This is a genomic window from Bacillus sp. SSR7 (assembly GCF_055902415.1).
Genome location: NZ_JBVVXV010000003.1, coordinates 1 through 16818, shown reverse-complemented (window position 1 = coordinate 16818; position 16818 = coordinate 1). Strand labels below are relative to the sequence as shown.

Sequence of the window (16818 nt, the reverse complement as noted above, 5' to 3'; positions counted from 1 at the left end):
AATCGTAAGCTACAAGGTGATGAGGAGGAAGAAGAATGAAAGAAATAGAGAAATTAAAAGAGGAATATCCACTATTAAATAAATTAATTGAAACAGAAGAAGTGTTTTGGGTGAATCCGAACATGGAAAAGTATGAAACGGCAATAAAAGATTCACCACTTAATGAAGAAGATGTAAAAGATGCGGAGGAGAGGTTAAAGCGTTTTGCACCATATATTGCGAAAGTTTTTCCTGAAACGAAAGAGACTGAAGGCATAATTGAATCGCCTTTAGTGAAAATCCCTTCAATGAAACAAGCTTTAGAGAAACATTACGAGCAACCTATTTTAGGAGAATTATTATTAAAATGTGATAGTCATCTTCCGATATCAGGATCAATTAAAGCTAGAGGTGGTATTTATGAAGTGCTGAAGCATGCTGAACAATTAGCTTTGCAGCATGGTATGTTAACAGTAGAAGATGATTATTCCATTTTAGATAGTGATACATGTAGAGAGTTTTTTGCAACATATTCTATTGCGGTAGGTTCGACAGGAAACTTAGGATTAAGTATTGGGATTATGAGTGCGAAGTTAGGTTTTAACGTAACGGTTCATATGTCAGCAGACGCGAAACAATGGAAAAAAGATTTGTTAAGAAGTAAAGGTGTAAACGTGATTGAATATGAGGCTGATTATAGTAAAGCAGTAGAAGAAGGAAGAAGGCAAGCGGATGCTGATCCTAGCTGTTATTTTGTCGATGATGAAAACTCGCATGATTTGTTTTTAGGATATGCAGTCGCAGCATCACGATTACAAAAGCAATTAGAAGAGTTAGAGGTTGTAGTAGATAAAGATCATCCTTTATTTGTTTACCTTCCGTGTGGAGTAGGAGGAGGACCTGGCGGAGTAGCATTCGGTTTAAAGTTATTGTATAAAGACAATGTTCATTGTTTCTTTGCAGAGCCAACACATTCTCCTTGTATGTTACTCGGCTTAATGACAGGCCTTCATGACAAAATTGCTGTTCAAGATATCGGAATTGATAATGTAACAGATGCAGATGGACTTGCGGTAGGAAGGCCATCTGGATTTGTCGGTAAAACGATGGAACCATTTTTGAGTGGAAATTACACAGTAAGTGATGAAGCGTTATATAGATTGTTAAAAGAACTAGCTGATACGGAGAATATTGATTTAGAGCCTTCTGCACTAGCAGGTATGATAGGCCCAGTGAAAATATGTAAAGAAGATGAGTATTTACAAAAGCACCAGTTAACAGAGAAGTTGAAAAAAGGTACTCATATTGTGTGGGGAACGGGTGGAAGTATGGTTCCTAAAGATGTAATGGATGAATATTATAGGAAAGGTTTGGAATTAACGATATAAGAAAAATGAGGCTAGTTGTAGCCTCATTTTTTCATGTACATAAAAATCTTTGTTATTTTCACAATAGTTCTTTATAGTATATATAAAGGATAAATAATATGGAATAAATACAACAAAAAAGCTTTATTTTACATAATAAGAGGATGTGTATACGATGTCATTACAGACTAAATATATAGCGGGTATTTCGCTTGGGGTTATGGGTATCGGCTTTGCGGCTTCTATCCCTTTTCAAGGAACGGTAGCAGGAGAGATTATACAAGGGGGATTTGAAGCTGGATTGGTTGGTGGACTTGCGGATTGGTTCGCAGTTACAGCATTATTCCGTCACCCGATGGGAATTCCAATTCCGCATACAGCTTTGTTACCTAAAAACCGAAAGAGAGTAACGAAAGGGCTCATTCATACGTTAGAAAATGAGTGGCTGACGAAAGAAAGTATTACAAATAAAGTAAAAGAGATGCAGCTAGCACAAATGGTGCTGCAAATTGCTGAGAGAGAAATGCAGTCTGATGCTGTGAAAAAGGGGATTGTAACGATTGCTGAGAAAGCAATTGTTTCAATAGATACAGAAAAGTTAGCTGTTATTATTGAAAAAGAATTAAAAACGTATTTGCATACAATTAATACAAGTAACATATTGCAAGTGCTTGTTGATCAATTAGTTGTGCAAGAATATGATGAAAAGACACTTGATTACATATTAGTAAAAGTGAAAGATTGGACAGCGCAAGATGAAGCGCGTTATCAGCTCGGAAGCTTAGGTATGAAGGCGATGGAAAATATAAAAGTGGATGGATTCTTGCAGTTTACTTTGAAATCATTTATGAATATTGTAGATGAAGATAAAATTGGCGGTATTTTGCAGAAATTTATCATTAGCAATATTAACAGCTTACAAGATGCAGATAATAGCACGAGACAACTTATATTAGCGAAAATTCGTCAAGAAATTATAAATGTAAAAGAAAATGAAGCGTTACTACAAGAATTAGAAAATTGGAAAGAAAAATGGATTGCTAATTGGAATGCTACTGACAAAATAAAAGAGATGCTGGAGCAAGTACAACAAAGAGCAGTTGTCTTTGTAAATAACGAAGAATTTGCGGATAAGTATGTTATCCCATTTTTACAAACACAAATGAATAAAATAAAAGAGGATGAACAGACTGTTCAAAAAATAGAAGAATGGTTACAAAAACAAGTTGTGAAGCTTGTTGAAAATAACCATTCGAAAATCGGAAAACTTGTACAAGAAAACCTTGATAAGTTAGATGATAAAACGTTAATTGAAATGACTGAAAATAACGTTGGTAAAGATTTGCAGTGGATCCGAGTAAACGGAGCTGTCTGCGGATTTATGATTGGATTAGTATTAGAAGGAATTAAAGCGATTATATGAGAAAAACCTTCCGCAATTGCGGAAGGTTTTTCTTATTTTTCAATAACGCTCATATTTAAATTATAAGCTTTCTCAATATTTAACTTGTACGTGCCATTTCCAGTTTTAATTGAATTTTTATACCAATGTTCTTGGTTGTTTAATTCTGGATGCTCTTCTGAAGAAGTATTTTCTTTTTTCGTTACATCTTCTACTTGTTCCCAAGGTGTGCTTCCCTGTGTTTCTTTTTGATTCGTTACTGCTGTTAAAGATACATCACTCTCTTTTGCAAGATGGACAGACACTCTTGAGCTTTCTTGTACAAACCAATTATTTTGTAATTGACCTGGATAAAGAGATAGTTCGTTATTTGAAGCACGGATTTCCACATTTTTATTTTTCGGAAGAACAAGCGTTGGTTTCACTTGTGGTGCCGAATTCCATAACGTATGTTGAACGGGTAATGATTTTAATGTTACGTACATCGTTTCCCCAGTTGTTTGAACCGAAAGGAAATCTTCTTGTTTTAAATTGAGTTTTTCATTAGCTTTCGTCGTCATTTCATATGTTCCAAGAAGGTGAATTTGATTTGTATCATTGCCCTCTATTGTTAGAGGATGATGCCCTGCATCCACTACAATTTTTTTGATAGATTCAGGTATATCAAGTTGTCCACCTGGAATATTACTCGTTTGGCGAGTGGTATGCATAGAATAACGAACTTCATCTAGTAATCCAGTTGATAATAAACAGTAAAAAGCAATGCCAACACTTCCTAAAACACCGATAAAGAAAATACTAAAAATATCATATTTAATAAATGATTGTTCCTTCTTAGAAAATAGAAGGTAAAGTAAGATTTCCACGCCAAGTATAATAAGTAAAACAGGCCACCATGCTGTTAAAGAATCTAATGCTTGCGTGCCTTTTATAACTGAAAATAGTAAGAAGCAACCTAATGCAATAATAGAAAGCCCCATTGAAAATGTTCCAACGCGCCATGTTCTCATTCTTTCGTACCACCTTTATTTTCTTTATTTCCAAGTAACAATTTAAAGCCGCCACCAATTAAGAGGAGTGCAACGATAGATGTTTGGAAATAGCGATAATACAGCTCGCTAAGATGAATGTTAAATATAGTTGCAAAGTAATCATTCAAAATAGGAAGGACTGTTTGATCTAATAAATAATAACCACCGAGTGCAATTAACCCAATACCGATCCATCTTTGATGATTGATAAAATAATCAATGATAGGTTCGTCATTTACACGTTCTTTTCCATACTTTGCAGTTTGTTGTAAAGCGTCAAAAAAGCTATAGAACCAAATAATCGGTACTAAAAATAAAAACGCTGAAAGTCTTAATAAGTCGAGTAAATATATTGAAAGTAAAAAGGCTGCCATAAGCTGAAGACCGCGGCGCTGCAAGCCTAAATACATATGTCCTGCTCCAGGAAACATCGCTAAAATAGAAGCGAATGTTTTACTTTTCTTTCCTTGCTCACGGTGCTCTTCAAAATCTTCAAAAATAGTGCGGTCAACTAATTGCTCACCACGTTCTTTTTTCTGGAGTTGCTGAACAACATCGAAGAAATTGTAAATCCATAAAACAGGTAATGTAATAAGGAAGATAAGAAAACTTTCTTGCGATGTTAAAAGTGCAACGAAAATAATCATACTTCCGATTCCTGTACAAGCTACTAAAAATGTAAGTCCACGTTGCATAAGCCCTAATTGAAAATGACCAAGTCCAGGGATGATGGAAAGAAGAATGATATAAAATCGTTCGCTCTCTTTAGAGGACTCTGTCAATTCTCCGGTTGCTTGTTTTTTCGATTGGTTAATAATCGTGATAACTAAATCTAATAAGTTGACCACCCATAACACGGCTAGTAAAAATAGAGAAAGAAAAGCAATATCACGCGCTCCCAATGCTATTGTACAAAATACTGCAAAGATAAATAGAAATACAGCCCCTCCGCTATATAAAATAAACCGTCCAAATTTCTTTAAATATAAATGTCCAAGCCCGGGAATTAGCCCTAATACAAGTGCTAAAAAGGGATTTTTATTCATGCTTTGAACCTCCGTCCTTTTTGGATGTGTCTACCGATTTGTTTACAATTTGTTGTGAGATAGAAGACTTGTTATGTTTTGAAGATTTCTCGAAATTTGATGTCGCTGTGAAAATATATTGGAATAAACCACTTACCATAAAAATAATTGTAGCCGCAGTCGCAATTATGTAGTGAACGATGGTGCGCTTTAGTGAGTTTGTTTTTATATTTTCATTAGGTTGTAGCGTTTCAAAATTAATTTGCGTCATAACTTCGTTCGTAAATGAATCATCATTTATCATTGGAAGGTTTTCCTGTTGTTCATCAATACTTTCCATATAAAGTGCTAAACAATGATTACATTCATAAAGATGTTCTTCCATAGATTCACGTTCATTGCTTTCTATAACATCTAATGTATAATTGCGCCAATCTTCTTTTGAATAATGCATCATAGAAACTCTTCCTCCTTCCAATGTTTTTTAATCCATTTTCTTGCCCGATACAGTTTCATTTCGACTGTTTTCACTTCGATGTTTTCCTGTAAAGCAATTTCTTGATAACTTTTTTCTTCTAAGTAATGTGCGAGAACGACGTCACGGTAATTTTCGGGAAGTTCTCTCAGTTTTTGAGCAATGAGTAATTTTTGCTCTTTCGTCAATAATAAAGCCTCGATATTATGAGAGGATTTTATATTTTCCTCAGTTTCTTTACATAAGGATAGCTCTTCGTTTTCTCTAGCTTTTTTTCTCTTATAATCAATAGCGTGATTGGTGGCAATACGCGCCATCCACGTTTTTAATCCACGAAATTGATAATTTGGGAGAGAGGCGTGAATTTTTACGAATACTTCTTGTGTAACATCTTTTGCATCTTCTTCATGCCTTAAAATAGAAAAGATAACTTGAAAAATATAATGACGATATGTTTGCACAAGGATACGAAAAGCATGTTCGCTTCCTTGTTGTGCTTTTTCAATTAATTGTTTTTCCTCAATCGGTCTCTCCCTCCTTTTTGACGCATTCTATTATATAGACGTAAAGAATGATAAGTCACCCTACACATTTTGTAAAAAAAGAATAATATATTTTTTGCAGGAGAGCTAGATGAAAAAAAAGGTGTGAAAAAATGGTAAAGAGAAGTATATAATGAGCAAGTAGGAAATGTTACCGGGAGAAAGGATGTGAATGTTAGTAGGGGAAGTTCCATACTAACAAACATGAAAATTAAAATATTAATAGCAGATGATAATTCTTTTATTAGAGAAGGCATGAAAATTATTTTAAATACATATGAAGAGTTTGAAGTAGTAGATACAGTAAATGACGGAAAAGAAGCAGTGGAATATTGCAAAAAGAACGACGTTGATATCGCTCTTTTAGATGTTCGTATGCCGAACATGAACGGGGTAGAGGCGACGAAATTTATTTGTGAAGAGACGAAAACGAAGCCGCTTATTTTAACGACGTTTGATGATGATGAATATATTTTGGATGCAGTAAAAAACGGAGCGAAAGGTTATTTATTAAAAAATAATGATCCAGAGCGTATTCGTGATGCGATAAAAGGAGTATATAACGGGCAAACAGTTATGCAAGATGTCGTTCTCGATAAAATTAAGTCTAATTTAATGGAAAGTAAAGAGGAAGAATGTAAAATAGATACAAGTCTTTTTACAGAAAGAGAGCTGAGTATTATCGCATTAATTGCAAAAGGCTTTTCGAATAAAGAAATCTCGAAGCAACTTTTCATATCAGAAGGAACAATTGCAAATTATATTACATCAGTTTTAGGGAAAACTGGACTTGAACATCGTACACAAATCGCGATTTATTATTTGACAGGGAAAGTAGATTAAAGATATGGAATTTTGGTTAATTGTAAGTAAATTAATTGTCTTTATATATATTGTGTTTAGTTACATTTATTTAAATGTAGAGAACTTACCATGGATTATATTTACTTTGCTTTTATATCTTTCTGTAAACGTGCTGATTTCTATATTTAAAAAAGCTACGTACAAAAACATATTAACTTGCGTATCAATTGGTCTAGTTATGTTATTTACATGGAAGATTCATTCGTTCTTTATTTTGTTTTTACCATTGAACTTATATGAAATTATATTCCGTTATATAGAGAAGAAATGGCAGCTATTTATCATTATGATGATTCCTATTATTTTTACAAATGAAAGCATTCGAATGACATACGGATTAATTGTTGCATTTTCTTTCCTCGTATTAATTATGGCAGAACGGTATATATCGCGCGTATTAAAGCTTGAATCACAAAATGATAAGATGCGAAAAGATATGCAGCGATTGACGAAAAGCTTACATGAAAATAAAGAGTACATAAGGCAATCAGAATACACATTTAAGTTAGAAGAGAGAAATCGACTTTCTCAAGAAATTCATGATAAAATTGGCCACTCGATGACAGGTGCACTTATTCAAATGGAAGCAGCAAAGAGGTTAATGGAGATAGATAAAGAAAAATCAGCCGAGTTATTACAAAATGCAATTCATATTTCAAAAGACGGAATTGAAAGTATTCGGGTGACATTAAAAAATATGAAACCACCAACAGAGCAAATTGGCATTCATCGTATGAAATTATTCATAGAGGAATTTGCCAGTAAGCATGATATAAATATTCCTTTCGTATATAAAGGGAATTTAGATATGATTTCACCGATTCAGTGGAAGATTATCGGTGAAAATGTTACGGAGACATTAACAAATGCGATGAAATATGCTGATGCGACAGTTATTTCAATCGATATTCATGTACTTAACAAGATGGTGAAAGTACAAGTGAAGGATAATGGCAAAGGTGAAGTACTTGTTAAAAAAGGTCTCGGGATTATGGGGATGGAGGAACGAACGGCATCTGTAAATGGTAAAATTATTGTAGATGGGACAAGTGGTTTTTCAGTAACAATGTTGCTGCCGATATGAGGATGAATCATCTCATATGAAAAAAGTGAATAATCTCATGTGAAAAGAATGAACTTCTGCACTGAGCAGGTTCATTCTTTTTGTTTATACTAAAAGCAGAGAAACCGAAATAGGGGTGAAACGATGAATACTTTAGAAATTAAAAATTTAACGAAAAAATTTGGTGATTTCATCGCAGTTGATAATATGTCTTTATCTATTAAAGAAGGAGAAATATTTGGCTTTTTAGGATCGAATGGTGCTGGTAAGAGTACGACAATCAACATGATTGCTGGTTTGTTAAGAAGTAATGAAGGTGAAATTAGCATACTAGGAAAAAATATAAAGAAACATAATCGATTTGCGAAGATGAATATCGGTATCGTTCCGCAAGATATTGCGATTTATGAAGAGTTAACAGCTTATGAAAATGTGAAATTTTTTGCTGGATTGTACGGATTACGAGGAGCTGAATTAAAAGCTAGGGTCGAGGAAGCTCTTCAATTTGTAGGACTTAGCGATAAACAGAAAAGCTATCCAAAGAACTTTTCTGGTGGGATGAAGCGAAGACTGAATATCGCTTGTGCAATTGCTCATAGACCGAAGTTAATTATTATGGATGAGCCGACAGTTGGAATTGATCCCCAGTCAAGAAATTATATCCTGCAGTCTGTTCGGAAATTAAACGAAATGGGAAGTACGATTATTTATACGAGTCACTACATGGAAGAGGTAGAAGAGATTTGTACGAAAATAGCTATAGTAGATCACGGTAAAGTGATTGCAGAAGGTACGAAAGAACAATTAAAAGCGATTATTACAGATACGAAAGATATTTGGATTGAAGTGAAGTCAGTAGAAAATTTAGATGTAGAGAAGTTAAAAGAGATAAACGGTGTGAAAGCTGTTCAAATTGAAGAGAACGTAATTAAAGTAAACTCGGATGCAGGATTAAACAATTTAAATAAAATTATTCAGCACTTCATTAATCATGATATTGAAATTCGTTCGTTAGAGGAGCAGGCTCCGAATTTAGAAACGGTATTCCTTACGTTGACTGGAAGAAACTTACGAGATAAATAAAAGGTAAAAGAAGAACAGTAAAGGGAGGTTCATCAATTGAACATCTTCAATATTGCAATTATGCATATGAAAAGAGATTTCAGAGACGTAAGAACTTTAGTTTTTATGTTAGCATTTCCAATTGTGCTTATGCTTGTATTAGGAACAGCATTAACAAACGCATTTAATAGTGATAGTCATTCGATTAAAGATATACAAGTGCTATATAAAGATGAAGCGAGTAGCACATTTTCTCAATCGTTTGCAGCATTTACAAAAGAAGTCGATAAATCAGGTATTCATTTTCAAAAAGCTTCCGAAGGTATAGATGGAAAAGAAGAAGTAAAACAAAATAAATATGCTGCTTATGTAGAACTAAAGAAAGATGGTGCGAAATTTTACGGAAGTGACAAAAGTAGTATTGAGGGAAGTATTGTGGAAGGAATGCTTACAACATTTGTTGATAAGTACAATGTAGCGGTCGAAGTTGCAAAAGTAGATCCTACTAAGTTGAGCACAGTTATTTCAAACGGAAATCATAATGATTATATAAAAGAAACATCCTTACAAGCTGCAAAAAAACCAGGTTCTATGGATTACTATGCGGTTGTAATGACAACGATGATTGCATTATATGCTGCAATGGGAGCGAGTTCTTTAATTCGAAGAGAACGAATACGTAAAACAGGAGATCGTCTCATTGCTGCACCTATAAGTAAAGCTGAAATATTCATTGGGAAAGTACTAGGTAGCCTAGTAGCAAATGCCCTGTGCATATTACTCGTCATGTTATTTAGTAAATTTGTTTTTCAAGCGAATTGGGGCAATCATCTTGGAATCATATTTCTTATTTTATTAACACAAGTCTTTCTAGCAATTAGCTTCGGTTTAGGAATCGGATATATTACAAAAACAGCTGAAGCATCAAGAGCAATTATTATGGTAGTAGTGCAATTAGCTTCTATTTTTGGTGGTGCATATTTCGTAGTAGAAGAAAATTTCGTTACGAATTTATCACCATTAACGTGGGCAAATACAGCTGTTATGAAAATTATTTATGCGAATGATGTAGGGGCAGCACTACCAGTCATTTCTTTAAACCTTGGAATATCAGCACTCTTTTTATTAATTGCAATTATTGCATTACGTAGACGGGAGGGGCTATAGTATGAAAGATATTTTATGGCTCATACAAAAAACGTTATCTGTACTTTTGAAAAATAAAAAAGGGTTATTCATTATTATTAGTTTGCCAATAATCGGAACGCTCATCTCTTTTTCGATATACGGAAATGCAGGGCAAGGAACGTTAAATATCGGGATTGTAAATAAAGAAAATGAGCCGATAGCAAACGATACGATAAAGTTTTTAGAAGGATTAAATCATGTGAATGTGAGTAAGGTTAAGGAGTCTGAAGTGGAAGATAAACTCACTTCCAAAAAACTTGATGGAGTTATTACATTAGCTTCTGGTTTTTCCAAAAGTGTTCGAGAAGGGAAACCAGATCATATTGAAATTTCATCGATTAAAGGTGATCAAGTAACAGGATTTATAAAATCATATTTATATAATTATATTGATAATATAGCAGCTATTAGTAAAGTAGCAGGAACAGATCAAAGTACATTTGATAATATGTACGCAGGGTATCAAAAAAGTTCATTTAAAATGAAAACTGAGACGCTAGAAGATACTTCGAAAAATAAAGATATGACAAATCAAACGATGGGTTATCTTATTATGTTTATGCTGTTTTCAGCAGTGAACTTATCAGGATTTATTTTAAAAGAAAAAGAGAATAGAACGTACTTTAGATTATTATCAACACCAATTGATGGAAAGAAATTTATATTATCCAATATCGCAGTAAATATGATGATATTAACATTGCAAATTGTCATTGCAGTATTATTTCTGACGAATGTTTTTCATACAAATATTAATATGCCTTTCATAGTAATGATTGGTGTGCTTATGATATTCGCTTTAATCGCAATTGGTTTATCATTAGTCATTGTGTCTTTTTCAAAAAGTTCAGCTGCTTCAAATGCAATGCAAAATTTAGTGATAGTACCAACATGTTTGCTCGCTGGATGTTATTTCCCGTACGACATTATGCCAAATGCAGTACAAAAAGTAGCTAATTTCCTTCCGCAGCGTTGGTTATTAGACACGATAGCAAAACTACAGCAAGGAATTCCATTCTCTGAGTTGTATTTAAATATTTTAATTTTATTCGCTTTTGCAATTGCATTCTTCTTAATTGCGATTTATAAATTTGGAAGAAATAATGATGCGAGAAATTTTGTTTAATGTGAAAAGGTGTGGCTTAATGCCATACCTTTTTTTGAAATTTAGAGTATCTTTTGTAGTATAGAAATGCTTTTGTAGAGCACTTCGTTATGTGAAGCATGCACAACATATTTATTTCCCTCTAGAAGAAAAACGCTATGTAGAACAGCGTTACCGTCACCATGTTTTGTAATTAAATCACCGACGACTTTGCCGTCTGTCCATTTCAGTTTGGGATGTGAAGGGACGACTTGTAAATATTGAATTGTTTCCTCTCCATCTCCGGCAATGAGTGTCGTTTCAATATTTCTTTTTTGTATAATAAATCTATTTTCATTTAATGTATCGAGGAAAGGATTTTTCGTTTTCATCTTACTATAAGGAAGAAATGTAATAGAAGAGCCAGATCTTATAAATAAATAATTTCCGTAATCTTTACAAGGAATAACATCTTGTAATCCTGGAAAGTAAATGTGTATCGCCTCAACTTTATTCATTTTATGTAAGATGCTTAAGTAACAAATATATTGTTCCATATAAAAATGAACGATATTTATTTTAGAAGAGGCATGGATAGGGAGACTACCTCCAGTCCAATAACTATAATTTGGTGGAGATCCAGCGTTTGGTGTGCAGAGTATTATAAGTTGATTCACATCATTTTTATATGTTGCACTTTGAACGTAAGAACGTCCAAGAAGACCGCCCATACTATGACAAATTAGATTTAGTTTATCGCAACCTGTAACCTTTTTAGCATAAGCAATCGTTTGTAATAAATATTTTTGTGTAGAAAAAACAATACGTTGCCGCCAGTCATAAAAACAGATGAACAAGTCTTTATTTCGTTCGTATCCCATACTTTCTAGCATCATGATGAATGGTTCGTAAACAAATGCAGATAGTCCAAAACTCCAATTACCAGTGCCGGGAATAATAATATTGCTCATTGAACCGAAAAGACCTGGGATAAAAACAATAGGAGTTTTTCCTTTTCTCATATTCGTATCTCCTTTAACTGTTTAGTATCAATAAAAATAAGAAATACATTTCGTATGAAAACATATTTAAATGAAACACTACGAAATAGTAAGGAATATGATTGGAAGGAAACCAAAATGATTAAAAAAATATTAAGAGTTACTTCTATTATTATTGCTATTTTCGTTTTTATTTTAATTTGGATGCATATTGACGTTACCTTAGGAAGGAAAATGGAAGCTGGTAAAAATATGCCGACAGAGTATGCTCCCCACTATAGTGATTTTCAATTATATGTAGAAGGGAAGTCGTTTTATAAACAGTTATTTACTGATATAAGAGAAGCGAAGCAATCTATCTACACGTACTTTTTTATTTTGTCAGATGATAAAAGTAGCCATACTTTTTTAAACTTATTAAAAGAAAGGGCAAAAGAAGGAGTAAATGTTTATTTATCCGTTGATCGCATTAATGATTTATCATTTGAAAGAAAGAAGATAAATGAATTGCGGGAAAGTGGTGTACATTTTACATATAGTAGAAAACCTGAATTGCCATTTGGTTTTTATTCACTGCACCATCGTAATCATCGCCGTATTACGACGATTGATGGGGAGATTGGCTATACAGGTGGTTTTAATATAGGAGATGAGTACTTAGGTAAAGATAAGAGATTTGGATATTGGCGTGACTATCATGTGCGACTTAAAGGTGAAGGAGCAAAAGATTTAGAAGAACAATTCGTTTTAGATTGGAAACGAGATACGAAAGAACATATAAAGAGAAGTACGAATAAAGCTAGTAAAGGGAACACGTTACATACGATGGTGAGTTACAATGGACATTACGTTGCTGAAAAATATGTGAAGTTAATAAACGAAGCGAGGCATTCGGTTGTCATTACGACCCCGTATTTTATAGCGAAAAATAAAGAGTTAATGAACGCTTTAATCGCGGCACAAAAACGTGGTGTTACAGTAAAAATACTTTGGTCATATAAACCAGATATCCCTCTTATTAAAGAGGCAGCATATCCTTATATTCGTCAAGCTGTTAATAATGGAATTAAAGTATATGGTTATAAAAAAGGAATGTTCCATGGCAAATTAATGCTTATTGATAATGAACTAACTGTTATTGGTACGACAAATTTTACTTCGCGAAGTTTCAATATAAATGATGAAATGAATTTGTATATTCATGGTGGTTCAATTGTAGGGCAAGTTAATGAGGCATTAACGGAGGATTTTCATGATTCAAAAGAGATGACGAAAGAATTTTTTGAAAAGTTATCATTCTGGGAGCGCTGTAAAGAGAAAATTGCGGGATTGATTGATTTTTATTTGTAAATTTTAATGAAAAAGGGGCCTTTTATAGACCCCCTTTTTTATGATTAGTAATTATTTTTCATGCACAAGCAATGAAGCATCATCATTAATCAACGTCCCCACATGTTCACCTAAGCAAATTCTTTTCATTACTCCAGGCTCATCAAAGTTAAAGACGTGTGCTGGTAAATTATAATCACGGGCAAGCAATAAAGCGGCTTGATCCATTACTTGTATGTTTTGCCTAACAATATCGTTATAGTTTAGTTTTTTGTACATTTTTGCTGCTTTATTATGTTTTGGATCACTAGTAAAGACGCCATCTACTCCTTGTTTTGCGACTAATATAGCATCACTATTCATTTCAATGGCTCTTTGAACACTTGGGTAATCTGTCGTAACGAACGGTTGCCCGTTACCACCCCCAAAAATAACGATATACCCGTTATCTAAATGGTGGACTGCACGTAGGCGAATGTATGGTTCAGCTACAGCATTAAACGGGATGGAAGTCATAACGCGCACTTCTTTATTTGTTTTACTTGTTAAAACGCCGCGTAGCATTAAGCTGTTAATGATTGTACCTAACGTACCGATATTGTCAGCTTCTACACGATCGATTCCCCATTCTTCCGCTAGATGCCCCCTAAAAATGTTACCCCCACCGATGACGATGGATACTTCGATACCTAAATCAACGATGGATAAAATTTCGTTTGCGATATGTTCTAATCGTTTGGAGTTAAAGCTATTTCCGGTTTGATCGGCAAGTGCACCGCCGCTTAATTTAATTAAGACACGTTTATATGGCCTCATAACAATTCCCCCTATATAGATCGCAATAAAAAAGGAACAAAGGCGAATGCCTTTGTTCCTTTTTAAGAAAATGAAAAAGAAAAGAAGAAGATAAGACGAATTGCTTTGTATAGTTTTTCATATCATCCACTCCTTTTCATTTTGATTTGTAGTAAGTATATATCTTTTTGATTATACGAAAGAATCTGACTACTTATCAAGTATATTTTATATCTTTTTAATAAAAAGGTGTCAATGAAAAAGGAAAGAAAAATTTTCGAATTTTTTGTGACAAACTTGTAGGTTTTTGTATGATTTTGTAGGTTCCCCTATATGATGTGTGAGTAAGCTTTTTATAAATACTAAATGAAAGCGTTCGCATAAAGGGGATGAACATAAATGAAAAAATTCGGATTGGCAACACAAATTTTTGTCGCGCTTGTTTTAGGGATTGTAGTAGGGGCAGTCTTTTATGGCAATAAAACGGCGATTTCTTATATCACACCAATTGGGGATATATTTATTCACTTAATTAAGATGATTGTAGTACCAATTGTTATTTCTGCATTAATTGTTGCAGTAGCTGGTGTAGGAGATATGAAAAAGCTTGGGAAACTGGGCGGTAAGACAATTCTTTATTTCGAAATTATTACAACGATTGCTATTTTAATGGGATTACTCGCAGCGAATATATTCCAACCAGGTACTGGCGTTGATATGAATAACTTACAGCAAAGTGATATTTCTTCTTATAAACAAACAGCAGATGCAACTGAGAAGAAAGGTTTTGCTGATACAATTGTTCACATTGTACCGAAAAACGTATTTGAATCGATTGCACAAGGTGACTTATTACCGATTATTTTCTTCTCAGTATTATTCGGTTTAGGAGTTGCGGCAATTGGGGAAAAAGGAAAGCCTGTTTTTAACTTCTTTGAAGGTGTACTCGAAGCGATGTTTTGGGTTACAAATCAAGTTATGAAATTTGCACCATTTGGTGTATTCGCATTAATTGCGGTTACGGTTGCAAAATTTGGTGTAGCAACACTACTTCCTTTAGGAAAACTAGTGCTAGCTGTATACGTAACTGTTATACTATTCGTTGTGATTGTATTAGGTATTAATGCAAGAATGGTTGGCGTAAACATTTTTACATTAATGAAAATTTTAAAAGAAGAACTTATTCTTTCATTTACGACAGCAAGTTCAGAAGCTGTTTTACCTAATATAATGAGAAAAATGGAAGAGTTCGGTTGTCCAAAGGCAGTTGCCTCTTTCGTAATTCCGACAGGTTATACATTTAACTTGACTGGATCGGCTATTTATCAAGCGTTAGCGGCATTATTTGTTGCACAAATGTACGGTGTGCACATGTCACTGACAGAGCAAATAACGTTATTATTCGTTCTCATGTTAACATCCAAAGGTATGGCGGGAGTTCCAGGTGCATCGTTCGTTGTTGTATTAGCAACGTTAGGTTCAATGGGGTTACCACTAGAAGGTATCGCGTTAATTGCGGGAATTGACCGCATTTTAGATATGATTCGCTCATCTGTCAATGTATTAGGAAATGCATTAGCGGCCATTGTTATGTCGAAGTGGGAAGGCGAATTCGATAATGAGAAAGCAAAACAATATGTAGAAACAGTCAAAGAAACAAAAGCAGCATAAGAAATCGTTAAGGAGTGAATAATCATGGCAACATTAACTGAAGTTAAAAATGGTGTTCGAATTGAAAAAGATTTTTTAGGTGAAAAAGAAGTACCAAACTATGCATACTACGGCGTACAAACAATGCGTGCAGTTGAAAACTTCCCAATTACAGGATACAAAATCCATGAAGGTTTAATTAGAGCGTTCGCAATTGTAAAAAAAGCTGCAGCGCTTGCTAATACAGATGTAGGAAGATTGGAATTGAACAAGGGCGGCGCAATCGCAGAAGCTGCTCAAGAAATTCTTGACGGGAAATGGCATGATCATTTTATTGTCGATCCAATCCAAGGCGGAGCAGGTACTTCAATGAACATGAATGCAAATGAAGTCATTGCCAATCGTGCTCTTGAATTATTAGGAATGGAAAAGGGAGACTATCATTATATTAGTCCAAATAGTCATGTGAACATGGCGCAATCAACAAACGATGCATTCCCAACGGCGATTCATATCGCTACATTAAACGCATTAGAAGGTTTATTACAAACGATGGGTTATATGCACGATGTATTTGAATTAAAAGCAGAACAGTTCGATCATGTGATTAAAATGGGTCGTACACATTTACAAGACGCTGTGCCAATTCGTCTTGGACAAGAATTTAAAGCGTACTCTCGTGTACTTGAACGTGATATGAAACGAATTCAGCAATCACGTCAACATTTATATGAAGTAAATATGGGAGCAACTGCAGTTGGTACAGGCTTAAATGCAGATCCAGAATATATTGAAGCAGTTGTAAAACATTTAGCTGCAATTAGTGAACTACCACTAGTTGGTGCAGAAGACTTAGTAGATGCAACGCAAAATACGGATGCTTACACTGAAGTATCTGCAGCACTTAAAGTATGTATGATGAATATGTCTAAAATTGCGAATGACCTTCGCTTAATGGCAT

At 34.1% G+C, this 16818-nt stretch carries 16 protein-coding genes; 10 read left to right on the top strand and 6 right to left on the bottom strand.

Going from position 1 to position 16818, the window contains the following annotated elements; genetic code table 11:
- The first annotated feature begins 35 nt into the window (after positions 1 to 35).
- Both AC0NJG_RS07270 and AC0NJG_RS07265 read left to right on the top strand, forming a co-directional pair.
- Positions 36 to 1367 carry a D-serine ammonia-lyase gene (locus tag AC0NJG_RS07270; RefSeq protein ID WP_087953012.1) on the top strand — a complete coding sequence of 444 codons (1332 nt, stop codon included), beginning with the start codon at positions 36 to 38 and terminating at the stop codon, positions 1365 to 1367.
- Between the two features lie 154 nt (positions 1368 to 1521).
- A complete protein-coding gene (locus tag AC0NJG_RS07265) occupies positions 1522 to 2769 on the top strand; it encodes a DUF445 domain-containing protein (RefSeq protein ID WP_474062949.1) in 1248 nt (415 codons plus the stop codon).
- 32 nt (positions 2770 to 2801) lie between these two features.
- Here the strand turns inward: AC0NJG_RS07265 and exsE are convergent, their stop codons facing one another.
- From exsE to AC0NJG_RS07245, 4 genes are read right to left on the bottom strand one after another with little or no spacing between them, the layout of a single operon-like run.
- Complete coding sequence (exsE, locus tag AC0NJG_RS07260; protein WP_071722986.1) at positions 2802 to 3758, bottom strand: exosporium protein ExsE; 957 nt, start codon at positions 3756 to 3758, stop codon at positions 2802 to 2804.
- Positions 3755 to 4825, bottom strand: a complete 1071-nt coding sequence (locus AC0NJG_RS07255) for a hypothetical protein (protein ID WP_087953010.1) — start codon at positions 4823 to 4825, stop codon at positions 3755 to 3757. The genes exsE and AC0NJG_RS07255 overlap by 4 nt, the downstream gene beginning before the upstream one ends.
- The gene (locus AC0NJG_RS07250) at positions 4818 to 5261 is read right to left on the bottom strand and encodes a hypothetical protein (protein ID WP_474062948.1); all 444 of its coding nucleotides are present in this window, start codon (positions 5259 to 5261) and stop codon (positions 4818 to 4820) included. Before AC0NJG_RS07250 ends, AC0NJG_RS07255 begins: the two co-directional genes overlap by 8 nt.
- Positions 5258 to 5740 (bottom strand): RNA polymerase sigma factor, encoded by a 483-nt coding sequence (locus AC0NJG_RS07245; RefSeq protein WP_001195471.1) that lies wholly within the window; start codon positions 5738 to 5740, stop codon positions 5258 to 5260. The genes AC0NJG_RS07250 and AC0NJG_RS07245 overlap by 4 nt, the downstream gene beginning before the upstream one ends.
- A gap of 285 nt (positions 5741 to 6025) precedes the next feature.
- Between AC0NJG_RS07245 and AC0NJG_RS07240 the strand changes: the two genes are divergently transcribed.
- The 5 genes from AC0NJG_RS07240 to AC0NJG_RS07220 all read left to right on the top strand — a co-directional run bounded on the left by AC0NJG_RS07240 (position 6026) and on the right by AC0NJG_RS07220 (position 11124).
- Positions 6026 to 6664, top strand: coding sequence for a response regulator transcription factor (locus tag AC0NJG_RS07240; protein WP_071722977.1), 639 nt, complete (start codon positions 6026 to 6028; stop codon positions 6662 to 6664).
- 4 nt (positions 6665 to 6668) lie between these two features.
- Complete coding sequence (locus AC0NJG_RS07235; protein ID WP_087953009.1) at positions 6669 to 7769, top strand: sensor histidine kinase; 1101 nt, start codon at positions 6669 to 6671, stop codon at positions 7767 to 7769.
- 123 nt (positions 7770 to 7892) lie between these two features.
- Entirely contained in the window at positions 7893 to 8831 is a 939-nt protein-coding gene (locus tag AC0NJG_RS07230) for an ABC transporter ATP-binding protein (protein WP_087953008.1), read from the top strand.
- 36 nt (positions 8832 to 8867) lie between these two features.
- Positions 8868 to 9977 (top strand): ABC transporter permease, encoded by a 1110-nt coding sequence (locus AC0NJG_RS07225; protein ID WP_087953007.1) that lies wholly within the window; start codon positions 8868 to 8870, stop codon positions 9975 to 9977.
- Position 9978: 1 nt separating this feature from the next.
- A complete protein-coding gene (locus AC0NJG_RS07220) occupies positions 9979 to 11124 on the top strand; it encodes an ABC transporter permease (protein ID WP_087994336.1) in 1146 nt (381 codons plus the stop codon).
- A 41-nt stretch (positions 11125 to 11165) separates the two neighbouring features.
- Here the strand turns inward: AC0NJG_RS07220 and AC0NJG_RS07215 are convergent, their stop codons facing one another.
- Positions 11166 to 12104, bottom strand: coding sequence for an esterase/lipase family protein (locus tag AC0NJG_RS07215; RefSeq protein WP_088327516.1), 939 nt, complete (start codon positions 12102 to 12104; stop codon positions 11166 to 11168).
- A 117-nt stretch (positions 12105 to 12221) separates the two neighbouring features.
- Between AC0NJG_RS07215 and cls the strand changes: the two genes are divergently transcribed.
- Complete coding sequence (cls, locus tag AC0NJG_RS07210; RefSeq protein WP_087953077.1) at positions 12222 to 13433, top strand: cardiolipin synthase; 1212 nt, start codon at positions 12222 to 12224, stop codon at positions 13431 to 13433.
- Positions 13434 to 13484: 51 nt separating this feature from the next.
- On the opposite strand, the gene pyrH is transcribed toward cls, so the two are convergent.
- The gene (pyrH, locus tag AC0NJG_RS07205; RefSeq protein WP_001248049.1) at positions 13485 to 14228 is read right to left on the bottom strand and encodes a UMP kinase; all 744 of its coding nucleotides are present in this window, start codon (positions 14226 to 14228) and stop codon (positions 13485 to 13487) included.
- A gap of 378 nt (positions 14229 to 14606) precedes the next feature.
- Here pyrH and AC0NJG_RS07200 point away from each other — a divergent pair, with 378 nt between their 5' ends.
- Together AC0NJG_RS07200 and AC0NJG_RS07195 are read left to right on the top strand one after the other, a co-directional pair.
- Positions 14607 to 15878, top strand: coding sequence for a cation:dicarboxylate symporter family transporter (locus AC0NJG_RS07200; protein ID WP_000713288.1), 1272 nt, complete (start codon positions 14607 to 14609; stop codon positions 15876 to 15878).
- 24 nt (positions 15879 to 15902) lie between these two features.
- Positions 15903 to 16818 (top strand): lyase family protein (locus AC0NJG_RS07195; RefSeq protein ID WP_474062947.1); only part of this gene is annotated, 916 nt, incomplete at its 3' end.